19 protein-coding genes are annotated in these 14,974 nt (G+C 51.4%); 8 read left to right on the forward strand and 11 right to left on the reverse strand.

What is annotated here, in order from left to right:
• Positions 1–8: 8 nt before the first annotated feature.
• Genes BT142_RS00650 through BT142_RS00660 form a run of 3 tightly spaced genes read left to right on the forward strand, consistent with a single transcriptional unit; the run spans position 9 to position 1,478 of the window.
• The gene (locus tag BT142_RS00650) at positions 9–227 is read left to right on the forward strand and encodes a helix-turn-helix domain-containing protein (RefSeq protein WP_072416272.1); all 219 of its coding nucleotides are present in this window, start codon (positions 9–11) and stop codon (positions 225–227) included.
• Entirely contained in the window at positions 224–967 is a 744-nt protein-coding gene (locus tag BT142_RS00655; RefSeq protein WP_072416273.1) for a hypothetical protein, read from the forward strand. Before BT142_RS00650 ends, BT142_RS00655 begins: the two co-directional genes overlap by 4 nt.
• Positions 960–1,478, forward strand: coding sequence for a hypothetical protein (locus BT142_RS00660; RefSeq protein ID WP_072416274.1), 519 nt, complete (start codon positions 960–962; stop codon positions 1,476–1,478). The genes BT142_RS00655 and BT142_RS00660 overlap by 8 nt, the downstream gene beginning before the upstream one ends.
• Here BT142_RS00660 and adhE read toward each other — a convergent pair whose 3' ends face one another.
• Positions 1,479–4,097, reverse strand: a complete 2,619-nt coding sequence (gene adhE, locus BT142_RS00665; RefSeq protein WP_072416486.1) for a bifunctional acetaldehyde-CoA/alcohol dehydrogenase — start codon at positions 4,095–4,097, stop codon at positions 1,479–1,481.
• Positions 4,098–4,596: 499 nt separating this feature from the next.
• On the opposite strand from adhE, the gene BT142_RS00670 reads away from it, so the two are divergent.
• From BT142_RS00670 to BT142_RS00680, 3 genes are all read left to right on the forward strand, one after another.
• On the forward strand, positions 4,597–5,355 hold the full coding sequence (locus BT142_RS00670) for a phosphotransferase family protein (protein WP_072416275.1): 759 nt from the start codon (positions 4,597–4,599) through the stop codon (positions 5,353–5,355).
• 379 nt (positions 5,356–5,734) lie between these two features.
• Positions 5,735–6,706, forward strand: coding sequence for a cobalamin biosynthesis protein (locus BT142_RS00675; protein ID WP_072416276.1), 972 nt, complete (start codon positions 5,735–5,737; stop codon positions 6,704–6,706).
• A 504-nt stretch (positions 6,707–7,210) separates the two neighbouring features.
• Positions 7,211–7,399: an alpha/beta-type small acid-soluble spore protein gene (locus BT142_RS00680; protein ID WP_072416277.1), complete on the forward strand. Its 189-nt coding sequence runs from the start codon at positions 7,211–7,213 to the stop codon at positions 7,397–7,399.
• Positions 7,400–7,670: 271 nt separating this feature from the next.
• On the opposite strand, the gene BT142_RS19830 is transcribed toward BT142_RS00680, so the two are convergent.
• Together BT142_RS19830 and BT142_RS19835 are read right to left on the reverse strand one after the other, a co-directional pair.
• On the reverse strand, positions 7,671–7,793 hold the full coding sequence (locus BT142_RS19830; RefSeq protein ID WP_278277284.1) for a hypothetical protein: 123 nt from the start codon (positions 7,791–7,793) through the stop codon (positions 7,671–7,673).
• Between the two features lie 58 nt (positions 7,794–7,851).
• Positions 7,852–7,980, reverse strand: a complete 129-nt coding sequence (locus tag BT142_RS19835; RefSeq protein ID WP_278277283.1) for a hypothetical protein — start codon at positions 7,978–7,980, stop codon at positions 7,852–7,854.
• A gap of 22 nt (positions 7,981–8,002) precedes the next feature.
• On the opposite strand from BT142_RS19835, the gene BT142_RS00685 reads away from it, so the two are divergent.
• Positions 8,003–8,308 (forward strand): hypothetical protein, encoded by a 306-nt coding sequence (locus tag BT142_RS00685; RefSeq protein ID WP_072416278.1) that lies wholly within the window; start codon positions 8,003–8,005, stop codon positions 8,306–8,308.
• A gap of 170 nt (positions 8,309–8,478) precedes the next feature.
• The gene (locus tag BT142_RS00690) at positions 8,479–10,218 is read left to right on the forward strand and encodes a putative bifunctional diguanylate cyclase/phosphodiesterase (protein WP_072416279.1); all 1,740 of its coding nucleotides are present in this window, start codon (positions 8,479–8,481) and stop codon (positions 10,216–10,218) included.
• A 467-nt stretch (positions 10,219–10,685) separates the two neighbouring features.
• Here the strand turns inward: BT142_RS00690 and rplQ are convergent, their stop codons facing one another.
• The 8 genes from rplQ to map all read right to left on the reverse strand — a co-directional run bounded on the left by rplQ (position 10,686) and on the right by map (position 14,965).
• On the reverse strand, positions 10,686–11,027 hold the full coding sequence (gene rplQ / locus BT142_RS00695) for a 50S ribosomal protein L17 (RefSeq protein WP_072416280.1): 342 nt from the start codon (positions 11,025–11,027) through the stop codon (positions 10,686–10,688).
• Between the two features lie 24 nt (positions 11,028–11,051).
• Complete coding sequence (locus tag BT142_RS00700; protein WP_072416281.1) at positions 11,052–12,011, reverse strand: DNA-directed RNA polymerase subunit alpha; 960 nt, start codon at positions 12,009–12,011, stop codon at positions 11,052–11,054.
• Between the two features lie 117 nt (positions 12,012–12,128).
• Positions 12,129–12,725 carry a 30S ribosomal protein S4 gene (rpsD, locus tag BT142_RS00705; RefSeq protein WP_072416282.1) on the reverse strand — a complete coding sequence of 199 codons (597 nt, stop codon included), beginning with the start codon at positions 12,723–12,725 and terminating at the stop codon, positions 12,129–12,131.
• Positions 12,726–12,821: 96 nt separating this feature from the next.
• Positions 12,822–13,214 carry a 30S ribosomal protein S11 gene (gene rpsK / locus BT142_RS00710; RefSeq protein ID WP_072416283.1) on the reverse strand — a complete coding sequence of 131 codons (393 nt, stop codon included), beginning with the start codon at positions 13,212–13,214 and terminating at the stop codon, positions 12,822–12,824.
• Positions 13,215–13,231: 17 nt separating this feature from the next.
• On the reverse strand, positions 13,232–13,600 hold the full coding sequence (gene rpsM, locus BT142_RS00715) for a 30S ribosomal protein S13 (protein ID WP_072416284.1): 369 nt from the start codon (positions 13,598–13,600) through the stop codon (positions 13,232–13,234).
• 26 nt (positions 13,601–13,626) lie between these two features.
• Positions 13,627–13,740: a 50S ribosomal protein L36 gene (rpmJ, locus tag BT142_RS00720; protein ID WP_072416285.1), complete on the reverse strand. Its 114-nt coding sequence runs from the start codon at positions 13,738–13,740 to the stop codon at positions 13,627–13,629.
• Positions 13,741–13,804: 64 nt separating this feature from the next.
• A complete protein-coding gene (gene infA, locus BT142_RS00725; RefSeq protein WP_072416286.1) occupies positions 13,805–14,023 on the reverse strand; it encodes a translation initiation factor IF-1 in 219 nt (72 codons plus the stop codon).
• A gap of 180 nt (positions 14,024–14,203) precedes the next feature.
• A complete protein-coding gene (map, locus tag BT142_RS00730) occupies positions 14,204–14,965 on the reverse strand; it encodes a type I methionyl aminopeptidase (RefSeq protein WP_072416287.1) in 762 nt (253 codons plus the stop codon).
• Between the last annotated feature and the right edge of the window lie 9 nt (positions 14,966–14,974).

Genomic DNA, 14,974 nt, shown 5'->3' on the forward strand with positions numbered 1-14,974 from the left:
GAGAACTCATGCCTATCATTGTGAACCTTGACGTTATGATGGCGAAGCGCAAGATCTCCTCCAACGACCTTTCGGAGAAGATCGGCATCACGCCTGCGAACCTGTCGGTGCTGAAAACGGGCAAGGCGAAAGCCGTCCGTTTCTCGACCCTTGAGAAGATATGCGAAGTGCTCAACTGTCAGCCCGGCGACATCCTCGAATTCCGCAGGGAGGGCGAAGAAGAATGACCGACATCATCGTTTCGGGCGTACTGGTGGTGTTCGGCGGCGCGGGGTTATTGCTGACCAACGCCGCGAAGTTCGGTTTCATGCTGCTTGTGGGCGGCGTATGGCTCGGATGGGCGGTCAACCGCCGCCGCCGAAATGTCGTCAGCAACCCGAAGAACCTCATCGGGCGGGTGTTCATTGCGGCGGTGGTGTCGGCGATGGGGCTATCGACTCCGCCGATGGTGATGGATTCGGGGCGGGCGTGGCAGCTCCCCTTCCAGAAAACCTACATGGATATGTACCGCAACACGAACTACCCAGATTATTTCCCCGCGCCCGAGGAAGTCCGCGAGCATCACGGCGCGTACTGCATGAGTTATCTGCCGGGTTTTATGCAGGGCACAGGACACATCACGGTGAGTTTCACTGCCGACAAAGAGTATGTGCAGTTGGTCGCCGAGCGTTTTTCGGCGCAGGCGGAGAGTGAATTTCCGCTGCTTGCGTTAACGGACGAGAGCAGATACTACAGCAGCAGTGTTCTGCGCGACGGCAGGGAGAATGCCGCACAGCACGCGAAAGAATATGTGAGCCTCGTCCCAAAGAACACGAACCTGTTCTGCGACCCGAGTTTCGAGAAGTATTTCTCGGACGAAGCGGTAGTATACATCCTGTCCGACAACCGCGACATGAACCACCCCCACAGCGCGGCGGTCATCGTTGACGAAAAGACGGGGGCTGTGGAGTTTACGAAGTATGGATGAGCAGGGAAAGCAGACCTATACCCCAAACAAAGCCGACCGCTTTTTCAGCAGAGTGATGATATGCCTTCTTTTGTTCCCCGTATTGGCAGCTGCTGTCAAATGGATCATGGTTGTTATTGTGATGATATATCTTTGGTCAACCGCCCGGTCAGATGATCTGCCGCGTGAGATAGACAGGGTGGAACAGGGCAGTTATGCGGTGATACTGAGTGCAGAAAGTGAGCCTGTGTTTTTTGGTTCTCAGAACGGCAGTATCACTCTTTTGGAAAACGGCAAAGAGATCAGCCGTACCGATTTCGATCTTTCCAATGACGGAAAATATATGAACGAGTACAATTGGGATGTCAGCTGGGAAAATGACTGTGTGACCGTCACCATCATGGGCGAAGAACAGGATGATGAGATACTAACACTGTATTTTAACGGCGAAACAAAGAAGAAACGCCGTCCGCGCACAAACACGGACAGCGTTTCTTCTCTTTTTATTTGGAAGTTTTTTGATGAATTCTGATTAACCGTTATACTCGGTGCCGTAGTAGCAAGCCTTGTATATCTCCTTCAGCTCCGAAATGAGCGGGTATCTCGGGTTCGCACCGGTGCACTGATCGTCAAATGCGTCCTCGCTCATCTGGTCGAGAGTCGCAAGGAAGTCCTCTTCGCTGATGCCGTACTCTGCAATAGTTCTCTTGCAGCCTACGTCTTCCTTCAGCTTAGCGATCTTCTTCAGCAGGCCGTCGAACAGAGCCTTGTCATCCTTGCCCTCAACTCCGAGCGCTCTTGCGATCTCGGCATATCTTTCCAGGGTGTGCGGATACTCGTACTGCGAGAATGTGCCCATCTTGGTAGGAACGGGGTTAGCGTTGAACTTCATGACGTTCTCGATAACGAGTGCGCAGCAGATGCCGTGCGGCAGGTGGTGATATGCGCCCAGCTTGTGAGCCATCGAGTGTCCGATGCCGAGGAATGCGTTTGCGAACGCCATACCTGCCATCGTAGCAGCGTGAGCCATCTTCTCTCTTGCCTTTACAGCGGTCTGACCGTTGTCAACACACTCTCTGAGGTTGTCGAAGGTCATCTGGAGCGAGCGGATAGCGATGCCGTCGGTGAAGTCGGTAGCCATTACGGATGCGTATGCTTCAAGGTCGTGTACCATGCAGTCCAGACCCGATGCGGCTGTCAGTCCCTTAGGTGCGCTCATCATAAGGTCGGTGTCGATGATAGCCATGTTAGGCAGGAGCTGGTAGTCTGCGAGTGGGTACTTGTGACCTGTCTTTTCGTCGGTAATAACTGCGAAAGGTGTAACTTCCGAACCTGTACCCGAGGAAGTCGGAACGCAGATGAAGTAAGCCTTTTCGCCCATCTTCGGGAAGGTGTAAACTCTCTTGCGGATGTCGATGAAGCGCATAGCCATGTCCATGAAGTCAGCTTCGGGATGCTCGTAGAGTACCCACATGATCTTCGCAGCGTCCATAGCCGAGCCGCCGCCAAGTGCGATGATGACATCAGGCTCGAATGCGCGGATAGCCTTTACGCCCTCAAGTGCGCAGCCGAGAGTCGGGTCGGGAGCAACATCGAAGAATGTGCTGTAAGCGATGCCCAGCTCGGTGAGCTTGTCGGTGATAGGCTTGGTGTAGCCGTTCTTGCCGAGGAACTGGTCGGTAACGATGAATGCCTTCTTCTTGCCCATAACGGTCTTGAGCTCGTCAAGCGCAACAGGCAGACAGCCTCTCTTGAAGTACACCTTTTCGGGTGCTCTGAACCACAGCATATTCTCTCTCCTCTCTGCTACTGTCTTGATGTTGAGCAGGTGCTTCACGCCTACGTTCTCGGATACCGAGTTGCCGCCCCACGAGCCGCAGCCGAGGGTCAGCGAAGGTGCGAAGTCGAAGTTATAGAGGTCGCCGATACCGCCCAGCGAGGACGGAGTGTTCACGATAAGACGGCAGGTGCGCATTCTCTCGCAGAACTTGGCGTACTTTTCCTTTTCGGTCTTGGTGTCGATCCAGAGGACGCTGGTGTGGCCGAGACCGCCGTTGTTGGTCAGCAGTGTGTCAGCCTTGTCGAGAGCGTCGTCGAAATCCTTAGCCTTGTACATACCGAGGATGGTGGTGAGCTTCTCGTGGCCGAAGGCTTCGGAGCGGTCGGTAGAGGTAGCCTCACCGATGAGCACCTTGGTCTCTTCGGGAACGGAGAAACCGCACATCTCAGCGATCTTGCAGGGGCGCTGACCAACGATCTTAGCGTTGAGTGCGCCGTTGATGAGCATGGTGTTTCTTACCATGTCAGCCTCGTCTTCCTTGAGGAAGTAGCAGCCGCGTGCCTTGAATTCCTTCTTGACATCGTTGTAGATGGTCTTGTCAACGATAACGGTCTGCTCGGTAGCGCAGATCATACCATTGTCGAAAGTCTTGGAATGGATGATGGAGTTAACGGCAGTCTTGATGTCGGCGCTCTTGTCGATGATAGCCGAAGCGTTGCCTGCGCCCACGCCGATAGCGGGAGTACCCGACGAGTAAGCGGACTTCACCATTCCGGGGCCGCCTGTAGCGAGGATGATGTCAGCCTCTTCCATTACCTTCTTGGTGAGGTCGAGGGAAGGAACGTCGATCCAGCCGATGATGCCCTTAGGTGCGCCTGCCTCAACAGCAGCTTCGAGCACGATGCGTGCAGCCTCGATAGTGCTGTTCTTAGCACGGGGGTGCGGGCTGATAATGATGCCGTTTCTTGTCTTTAAGCAGACAAGGCACTTGAATATAGATGTGGAGGTCGGGTTGGTGGTCGGTATTACAGCAGCCACAAGTCCGATAGGCTCATAGATGCGCTTTGTACCGTAGGACTCGTTCTCCTCGAACACTCCGCAGGTCTGTGTGTTTCTGTACTTATTGTAGATATGCTCGGCAGCGTAGTTGTTCTTGATGACCTTATCCTCTACGATGCCCATGCCTGTCTCTTCGACAGCCATCTTTGCAAGCGGTATTCTTGCCTTGTTAGCAGCAAGTGCGGCAGCCTTGAATATCTTGTCAACCTGCTCCTGAGAGTAAGTCGAGAAGATCTTCTGAGCGGCTCTTATCTCAGCGAGCTTTGCTTCGAGAGCCTCAACACTGTCAACGAGCTTGATTTCCTTAGCCATAGCCATAATCGGACCATTCCTTTCTCTGCCGACTTACATTTGATATCATAACTGTCGGCTGCGTTTAAAGTAAACTTTCGGCTTGGTTGTCCGGGGCTTTTTTCTGTTCCCCATGATTCTATTATAGCAGATTGTTATTTTTTTGTCAATCTGTCAAAGTATAGTTTTTTATGCGGTTTTTTGCTGGTTTTATATACAGCCTACACAAATGATTAAGACATTTTTATCAATAGTGAACAAAATGTATACGTCAATATCCACAAAAATTCAACAGTACAAACTTTCGTAAGTCGGGATTCTACGGGTTTTTATATGAATATAATATATCTTATGTGTTAACGTTATGTAAAATATATCATTTTGCACAAATAGTACTGGACAAATCGGAAAAAGTGTAGTATAATATAGACATCAGATAAGTACAGACCGCAGATGTGCATTCTGCACAAGACATCTGCCCTCTTTATCGGAAATACATATAAAAAAGGAGCAAATTTTTATGGAACTGAAAAACTTTATCGCTAGCGGAGATATCTACGACGTATACGAATCCGACGGCATGGCTGTAAAAGTCTACAAGGACGAGAAGTACAAGGAGAAGTGCCTGTACGCTGCCCTCACCCACGCAAGATGTGAGACTTCGCTGAAGTTCTCCGACCTGAAAATACCCGTGCTGCACGAGGTTTCGCTCATCGACGGCAAGTGGGCTATCTCGATGGACTGGATAGAGGGCAAGACCCTCGGTCAGCTTATCGACGAGGATCCCGACAGAGCCGATATGTACATCGACAAGCTGGTTGACATCCAGTGCGAGATCCACGATCAGTATATGCCGCTCCTCTCGAAACTCAAGGACAAGCTGGCAAGACAGATCAAGTCGCTGGGTCAGATCGACGAGATCAAGAAGTACGAGCTCCTCACCCGTCTCGACTCGATGCCCAAGCACATCAAGCTCTGCCACAACAACTTCGACCCCGACTGTGTCATCCTCAACGACGAAGGCACCTTCGTACTCAACTGGGGCAGTGCTCGTCAGGGCAACGCTTCGGCTGACGCGGCAAAGACCTACCTGCTGCTCTCGCTGAAGAGACCCGCACTCGCCGACAAGTATCTGGACAAGTACTGCACCGCCACAGGCACATCCATGCACTACGTTCAGCAGTGGCTCCCCATCGTGGCAGCCGCCCAGCTCGACAAGGGCATCGAGGAGCAGAAAGACCTCCTCATGAGATGGCTCGACGTAGTAGACTGGCAGTAAGTAAGCCCTGCGCCAAAGCCCTCTCAATTTCAGTTGTACAGACTTGATAGTTTGTGCGGCTCGAGGGCGGCAGTTGGTGTGGGACGCTAATGACTCACCTTAGCAGGTCTTTAACGATCATCAAAAGTCAATCATTTTTACAGGGCGGAGGAGAACATCTTCCGCCCTGAATCATATCTTCATCAAATCGGCGAGAAACAAAATGAAGAAACCCGATCCATTTTTCCCAATATTAAAAGTCTTTGGAAAGGTTTCCACCAGTTAAAATCCCCACATTTTTCCCTCAATTTTTTCGCGGCGAGGGGTTGATTTTTAGGCGTTGGTATGTTATAATAAAGAGTAATCTATATACTCTGTTATATGAAGGAGCAAATAAAATATGTTGATAAGCACTCTCGCCGCTATGACGGCAGGATATATTCTGAGCGTGGTGGTCGGAACACCGCGCGTTATCAGTGCTTCAAGGCTCACCGCCATCCTCTGCGACAAGCTCGCGCCTTCCATCTCGGGCAAGTACGAGGACAGCGACGAAGGTCAGCACACCGCAGGCACCGTGTACCTCACACTCATCATCCTCATCGCACTTCTGCCTTTGCTGCTCATTCTCGTGTTGCTGTACACCTTCATCCCCGTGCTGGCGATTATCCTCGACGGTGTCATCTGCTGGAGCGTCATGGATCTGAAAGGCGTGCAGAAGCTCTCCGCGGCTGCCGCCCGAAGCGTGAGGTCGGGCAACTACGCTAAGACCGAGCGCTGCGCTTCCGTTATCAGTGGCATCAACTGCGCCGACCTTGAGGACGACGAGCTGATAAAAGCCACTATCCAGGGCATCGCTGACAGGACTGTTGATTCGGCGGCTGCACCGCTGCTGTATATGTTCCTGCTGGGCGGCCCCGCAGGTCTGCTGTTCCGCATGATCGACACCGCCGCGAACCTCTGCCCCACCGAGTCCGACCCCGAAAAGAACTTCGCCGAGCCGCTCAAAAAAGCTCAGAACGCTCTCTGCTTCCTGCCCGGTAAGCTCGCTTCGATAATCATGCTGGTGGACGCGCTGTTCCTTAAACTTAACACAAGATCCGCCGAGAAGATACTCAAAAGCGATTCGGGCAAGTGCCTGCGCACCTGCTTCGGCGGCTGCCGCGCAGTACTCGCAGGCGTGCTCGGTATCTCCATGATCCCCGAGGAGGTCTACAACGAACAGTTCCTCCGCACCTACACCATCGGCGAACAGCTCAAAGAACCTCAGAGCTCAGACATCAACATCGCCAATCAGCTGATGAACGGCACAGCTTTCATCATTATGATGCTGCTCTTCGCAGTAAAGCTGACCATCGGCGTCTTCATGATATGAACCCCGCGGCGCGTCAGCGCCGCTTTTTTTGTGTGCGGGTTTAGCTGGGGGAAACTCGCCTTAGCTTCGCACGGCTAGAAGAAAGGTTCTCCCCTTGCCGTGCGAAGCTAAGGCGGACCCCTTTCCAAAGACTTTTGATATGTTGTTCGGTGGATGTGGTCGGGAAGATAGTCCCTTGACATTTCAAAAGATGTATTCTGAGGATTACGCTCAAATGGTGCGTAACGCTCTTCATGAACGTCTTTTTGGCAAAGAGCGCACAATTGAAGAGAAGAGCGCCACTCTACCCGACCTGCACAAAGTCGGGTAGAAACACCCAAAAGCCAAAAAGCATAAAAAGTTTTAGTGAGGGGGTTTGGGGGAAGACCCTTTTTCAAAAGGGTCTCCCCCAAGCAAAACCCGCACTCATGAGAAAAAAATCAGAAATAATTGGCATAAATAAAAGACAGCGAGCGGCATATAATATTAGTGCAAGCCCGAAACGAAACAGAAAGGACGAACGAAATGAAAGGTGTAACTACTCCCGAAGGCAGACAGACTCTTGAGAGATTCAAGATGGAGGCAGCAAGCGAGGTCGGTGTAGACCTCAAGCAGGGCTACAACGGCGACCTTACCTCAAGAGAGGCAGGCTCGGTCGGCGGTCAGATGGTCAAGAAGATGATCGACTCCTACAAGCAGGGCGGCAGACACTAAGTTCTGCACGATGACTCAGCCGTAAGCTGAGAAACAGCGGAGACCGTGAAAAAGTCTCCGCTGTTTTTTGTTACGAAATGTCAATGTTTTAAGAAATCAAACATTCAGACACATGATATCTCGAATTTCGTCGGATATTCCTGATAAAATAGTATATCATACTTTTTTCTATATGGAGGATCATCATGAAAAAGAAAATCGCCGCTGCCTGCCTTGCTCTCGTAATGACACTTTCGGCAGTCTCCTGCGGAAAAAGCGCTGAGAGCTCGACCTAAGATTCCGACGAGAAAAAGACTTCCGTGACGACTGCCGCCGAGTCGCCCGACGAGACCGAACCTGCTGTCACGACCTCGGCAACGACTACGACGACCACTACCTCCACCGCTTCGACCACGACTCAGACGACCACTTCCGCGGCGAAGACCCACCCAGCCGCTCCGCCGTTCAACTCATCAAATTACGACTTCGGCGACTTCTATATGCTCTGCGAGGAGGACACCGTTTTCCATAAGGTGGACGATACCCTCTTCTACGGCGAGGGCAACCATACCGAGGTGGTGTACTACATCCGTTACCTTCAAGGAGACCGCCGAAAATGCCGCCGTGCAGGAGGAAAAGGGCAGGTTCGACAGGCTGATGGAGTTCGTGACTTCCGAGACGATGCAGCAGCTCAAAGCGCTGGCTTACGACCTAGTCAAGACCTACGCTCAGGAAAAGGTCTACGATATGCTGCTCGAAAAAGCCGAGAGCATGGTGGACGACAAGATAGATCAGTTCAAAAACAGCGACAGCAAGATCAGCATAGCTATCGGCTACGGCAGCGACTGGTTCATCAAGCCCCTCATCATGGATAAGGTCAGGAGCCTGCTCGATGAATTCCGGGCTGAACAGGGCTGGGTGCATAACTAAACGGCAGCATTAACAAATATGGCATATTTTAACAGCATATATTTACAAGACTTTTAAATAATTTTGTCTATACCCCTTGAAATATTTTCTTAAATATTGTATAATATAATAAAAGTCGCCTGCATATCGCTGTGCGGCTGATACCCTTTTTGCTTTTAGGGGGGAGAAGTTTGAGAAAAGATAAAAATAAAGAGAAAAATATAGACAAGACCCTGAGTCGGCTGTCGTCCAACGGGAATGCGCCAACGTATTTCTTCGCTCTGCTTCTGCTGTTGTTTTTCCTTGCCATCAGGCTTCTGACGATAGTTTCCAGGTCGGACGCGGCGTTCGGGTTCGCGGACATGAAAGTGCCGATGTCAACGCTGACAGGCGTGTTCTCATCGGTGTCGCATATGTGCATATTCTGCATCGTGGTGCTTTACGGCAAGGTCGGGTACTTCACCTCGCTGGGACTGCTCCTGCTGCAATTTCCGATGCAGCTGAACAACATCTTCGTGAACCACTCGCCGAGCACAATCCCGGGCGTTTTCCTGAATCTCATGACCATCGTCGTCATGACGCTCCTGTACCGAAACAACGTCAGGATCAATAAATACCAGGAACGACTGCGAAATCAGGCGGTCACCGACACCCTCACGCGGCTCCCGAACCGCTTCGCCTGCACCGAGCTTGTGAATGATCTGGTGAAACGCGGCGGAAAGTTCGCGCTGGTGTCCATCGACTTCAACAACTTCAAGAGCATCAACGATACCTTCGGGCACGAAATGGGCAACGACGTTCTCAGGGAGATCGCCCGACGGCTCAGGACGGCTGCCGACTCGGGAAGTACGGGGACTCACGACTTCGTGACGAGACAGGGCGGCGACGAGTTCTCGCTTGTGATCCGTGACTACAGCTCCGAGGATCAGCTGCTGGACTCCATCAGGTTCTACGAGAAGGAGCTTGCCCGACCCATGAGCATCACCGATTGCGAGCTGTACATGACCGCGAGCTTCGGCTACACCGAGTTCCCGACCGACGCGGACAACACGGATATGCTATTCACCTGCGCCGACGCCGCCATGTACGAGGTCAAGCGCACCAACAGCAGTACCAACCGCATCCGCAGGTTCACGCCCGACCTCATGAACAACACCGAACGCACCCTCGACATTGAATGTAAGCTGAGACTCGCACTCGAAAACGAGACGGTGTTCTTCAATTTGCAGCCTCAGTTCGATATGGAGCACAGACTGCGCGGTTTTGAGGCGCTGGCGCGTATGAAGGACACCGACGGCAGTATGATAAGCCCGGGCGAGTTCATTCCCGTTGCGGAGAAGGTCGGGCTGATCGACAAGGTGGACATCTGTGTTCTGAAAAATTCCGCGAGATTTTTCAGTGAAATACTGAAAAAGACAGGCGCGGACATCACCCTCAGCGTGAACATCTCGGTCAGACACCTGATGAAGACCGATTTTCTTGCGGAGCTCAAAGCCATCATCGAGGAGTGCGGCCTGCCTGCATCGCAACTGGAGATTGAGATCACCGAGTCCATCATGATCGAGTCGGCGGACAAGGCGCTCCAATGTATCAACGACCTGAAGGCGATGGGCATCAAGATCGCCATCGACGATTTCGGGACGGGGTATTCATCGCTGAGCTATCTGAACAGTTTCCCTGCCGACCTGCTGAAGATCGACAAGTCGTTCATCGACAAGATGAACACGGGCGACTCGGCGAAGCAGTATGTTGCGGCTATCATTTCGATCGGACACATCATGAATTTCGGGGTAATTTCCGAAGGTGTGGAGGATATGGAACAGCTGGAGACGCTGCGGAGTATCGGATGTGATTTCATACAGGGATATATCTGGGGCAGACCGCTCGACCCCGAAGCGGCGGAAAAACTGGTACTCACCCAGAAGCAGTAAATATAAACCAAACCCAAAACGCCCCGAGCCCCGGTTCTCGGGGCGTTTCTATGCAACCACCCCCGCACACCCCTCGGATGCGCCAGAGAATCAAAAAGTTTAGGGGAGGGTCTGGGGGAGACCCTTTTCAAAGGGTCCCCCCAGCAGGGGCGCGGGGACAGAGTCCCCGCCCCGAAAGGTTGCTATGACCCGTAAGAGCGCCACAGTAACCCACAAATATAAAATCGGCATTTCCCAAAAAACAGAGAGAAAGAGCTCCGCAAGAAAGCAAAGCTCCACCTGACCTACAAGCGCGAAATGCCGATTTTATTTTGCCAAAAGAGCGAAGCGATTTTTGGCAAAGCCCCCAAATCGCGCCAGCGATTTCAAAAACACCCCCGAAAAAATATACCCTTCCGCACATAAGGCAAAAAAGGCACTTCTGCCTTTCGACAAAAGTGCCCTTATATCACATAACTGTATTTCTATCAAACAAGCGAGATGATAGCCATTTCAGCTGCGTCGCCGCGACGGGGTCCGATCTTAACGATCTTGGTGTAACCACCCTGTCTGCCCTCGTAAGAAGGTGCGATCTCGTCAAACAGCTTCTTAGCAACAGCTTCCTTAGTTACATAGGAGAAAACCTGACGCTTAGAGTGCAGGTCGCCTGCCTTACCGAGAGTGATCATCTTTTCAGCCATAGCGCTGACTTCCTTCGCTCTCGTTACAGTTGTTTCAATCTTACCGTTTTCCAGAAGATAAGTAACCATAGCTCTGAGCATAGCCTTTCTGTGGTCGCTCGTTCTTCCAAGCTTTCTTGTACCCGGCATGATCTTCAACTCCTTCCTGATAAGTTAATTGTCTTCTTCAGAACTGAGGTCGTAGCCCAGCGAATGGAGCTTCTCCTTGACTTCGTCAAACGACTTCTTGCCAAGGTTTCTGACCTTCATCATTTCTTCAGCGGATTTTTCAATAAGGTCGTTCACAGTGTTGATACCTGCACGCTTCAGGCAGTTGAACGAGCGCACCGATAAGTCAAGTTCCTCAATGGTCATCTCAAGGATCTTTTCCTTGCCCTTGTCGTCCTTTTCTACCATGATCTCAACAACACTTGCCTCTTCGGACAGGTCGATGAAGAGATTCAGATGCTCGTTGAGGAGTTTGGCTGCCATTGAAACCGCTTCCTTAGCGGAAATAGTACCATCGGTCCATACCTCTAAGGTGAGCTTGTCATAGTCTGTGATCTGACCTACACGGGTGTTTTCAACCGTGTAATTTACCTTCAGCACAGGGGTGTAGATGCTGTCAACAGCAATAACACCGATGGGTGCGTTGGGTGTCAGGGACTTGTTCTTTTCAGCAGAAACATAGCCTCTGCCTCTGTCGATGGTGATCTCCATATACAGCTTTGCGCCGGCGCCGAGGGTAGCGATGTGCATATCGGGCACGAGGATGTCTACCTCGGAATCTGCCTTGATGTCACCTGCGGTGACTTCGCATTCGCCTTCAGCCTCGATGTATATGGTCTTGGATCCTTCGCCGTACAGTTTTGCCGTAAGTCCCTTGAGATTCAGGATGATTTCGGTAACATCTTCCTTAACTCCCGGAATTGTCGTAAGCTCGTGGTGTACGCCATCGATCTTGACCGATGTTACAGCGACACCCGGTAACGAGGAGAGCAGTACCCTTCTCAAGCTGTTGCCTAAGGTAATACCGTAGCCACGCTCGAGCGGCTCAAGAACAAACCTGCCGTATGTGCCGTTTGCCTTAAGCTCTTCTGTTTCAATTTCAGGCTTTTCGATTTTTTCAAGCATTTAAAACCCTCCTGTTTTGTGGATCCCATGCCGGCCGCAGACATCTGCGGCGGCAGTAAGGAACCATGATCTCGTTTACGATGGATGCAGCAGCTTCTATAAAGCCGCGGCGGGGGATTATCTCGAATACAGCTCGACGATGAGGTGCTCCTCAACTTCGTAGTCAAGATCCTCCTTGACAGGAGCACGAAGAACCTTTGCGGTAAGTGCTTCCTTGTTTACATCCAGCCATGCGGGGATAAGTCTGTCAGCTGTGCCTTCAACGATCTGCTTGAACTTCTCGCTCTTCTTGCTCTTGTCGCTGAGGGAGATGGTATCGCCAACCTTAACGGTGTAGGAAGGGATGTCAACTCTCTTGCCGTTTACGAGGAAGTGACCGTGTGTTACGAGCTGTCTTGCCTCGCGTCTGGTAAGAGCAAGTCCCATTCTGAACACTACGCTGTCGAGTCTCTCTTCGAGAAGGGTGATGAGGTTTTCACCAGCCTGACCCTCCATCTTCTGAGCGATCTCATAGGTGTGTCTGAACTGCTTCTCAAGAACGCCGTAGATAAATCTGAGCTTCTGCTTCTCCTTGAGCTGTGTGCCGTACTCGGAGACCTTCTTGCGCTTGCCTGCGCCGGGGTCTCTCTTAGTCTCCTTGCCAACGCCCATTACCATGGGGCTGATGCCGAGCTCTCTGCAGGTCTTAAGGATAGGTTTCTTATTTACTGCCATTGGAAATTACCTCCGTTTTTTAATGTTGTATCGGATCTTTGCGAAAGGGCATTCGTCTATCCGACTTTGAGTAAACTACACTCAAAATGTTTGTTATTATACGCGTCTTCTCTTGGGGGGACGGCAGCCATTGTGAGGGATAGGAGTTACGTCCTTGATCATACGTACCTCAAGCTCCTCAGACTGAAGTGCTCTGATAGCAGCTTCTCTGCCTGCACCGGGTCCCTTTACGTAAACTTCAACGACCTTCAGACCGTGCTCCTTAGCAGCTCTTGCAGCTACCTCAGCAGCGCTCTGTGCAGCGAACGGTGTGCTCTTCTTGGAACCGCGGAAGTTAAGACCGCCTGCGGATGCCCAAGAGATGGTGTTTCCCTGCATATCGGTGATAGTTACGATAGTGTTATTGAAGGTGGACTGGATATGAACCTGTCCCTGTTCGATGTTCTTTCTTTCGCGACGACGGCGAACTACTTTCTTAGCCTGAGCCATGTTCTCTTAGTCCCTCCTTACTTCTTCTTGTTAGCGATGGTCTTTACAGGGCCCTTGCGGGTTCTTGCGTTAGTCTTGGTTCTCTGACCTCTAACGGGGAGACCTCTTCTGTGACGAACGCCTCTGTAGCAGCCGATCTCAACAAGTCTCTTGATGTTAAGAGCAACTTCTCTTCTGAGATCACCCTCAACTGTCAGGTTATGATCGATGTACTCTCTCAGCTTTGCTACGTCGTCCTCCGACAGATCCTTTACTCTGATATCGGGGTTGACGCCTGTCTCCGCAAGGATCTTTGCGGAAGTCTTCTGACCGATGCCGAAGATATAGGTAAGTCCGATCTCGACTCTCTTATCCTTAGGCAGGTCTATACCGGCAATACGTGCCATAGCTTTTGCACCTCCAAATTTGCTTGTTAGCCCTGACGCTGCTTGTGCTTAGGATTCTGGCAGATGACCATGATCTTGCCTTTTCTCTTGATAACCTTGCACTTCTCGCACATGGGCTTAACCGAAGGTCTTACTTTCATTTGAATAACCTCCTTCAAATATTTCGTTCCGACCGATGCCGAAACGTGACTTACGGCGAAGAGCTTACTTAGCTCTCCAAGTGATTCTTCCCTTTGTAAGATCGTAAGGCGACATTTCCACCGTCACCTTATCTCCGGGAACGATGCGGATGTAATTCATACGCAGCTTACCCGAAATGTTCGCTAAGATCTTATGACCGTTTGCAAGCTCTACTCTGAATGTAGCGTTAGGCAGTGCCTCAGTTACTACTCCTTCAAGCTCGATCACATCTTCTTTTGACATATGGTCACACATTCCTTTCGTGAATATTACGATCTTTTTGTCTGACGGCTGCCGTGCCATAGTCTTGGGTCTTAGACCATTAATGCGCGGCTTGCGCTTTACTCTTTATGCTCCTGCGTTTTCCTTGCAGTGAAATGCCCCACAGCTGCAACGATGCCGTGCGGACTGCCCGGAACCCGATCAGAAGTCTGCATCACGGACGGACAATATTTCGCATCCGTCAGCGGTGATAGCGATAGTGTGCTCAAAATGAGCAGCCAGACTGCCGTCAACGGTCGTAACCGTCCAGCCGTCCTTCTTGGATACATTCACCTTTGGGCTGCCTGCGGTTATCATAGGCTCGATCGCGATGACCATGCCCTCACGCAGTCTCAGTCCGTGACCTTCCTTACCGAAGTTCGGCACCTCAGGTTCTTCGTGAAGATCCTTGCCAACGCCGTGTCCGACGAACTCTCTCACAACGCCGAAGCCGTTAGCCTCGTTGTACTTCTGTATAGCCGCTCCGATATCGCCGAGTCTCACACCGGGCTTTGCCATCCCGATAGCGATCATCAGGCTTTCCTCAGTGGACTTCAGAAGTCTCTTTGCCTCGTCGGATATCTCACCGACCGCAAAGGTGTAAGCCGAGTCACCGTGATACCCGTTGATGTATGCACCCGTATCCACCGAAACGATGTCGCCCTCTTTGAAGACGTAGTTGCCGGGAATACCGTGTATCACAACGTCGTTGACCGAAATGCACGCCGATCCGGGAAATCCGCCGTAGCCTAAGAATCCCGGTTTTGCGCCGTGCGAAGTAATATACTTACGGATGATCGTATCAAGTTCCTTGGTAGTCATACCGGGCCTGATAGCCTTACCCGCAGCGACGAGAGCGCCGCCGGTAATATGACCGGCTTTACGCAGCTTCTCGATCTCGCTTGGTGATTTAATAGAAATCATGGTATACTT

The organism is Ruminococcus sp. YE71, assembly GCF_900119155.1.
In the GTDB taxonomy this organism is placed as follows: domain Bacteria; phylum Bacillota; class Clostridia; order Oscillospirales; family Ruminococcaceae; genus YE71.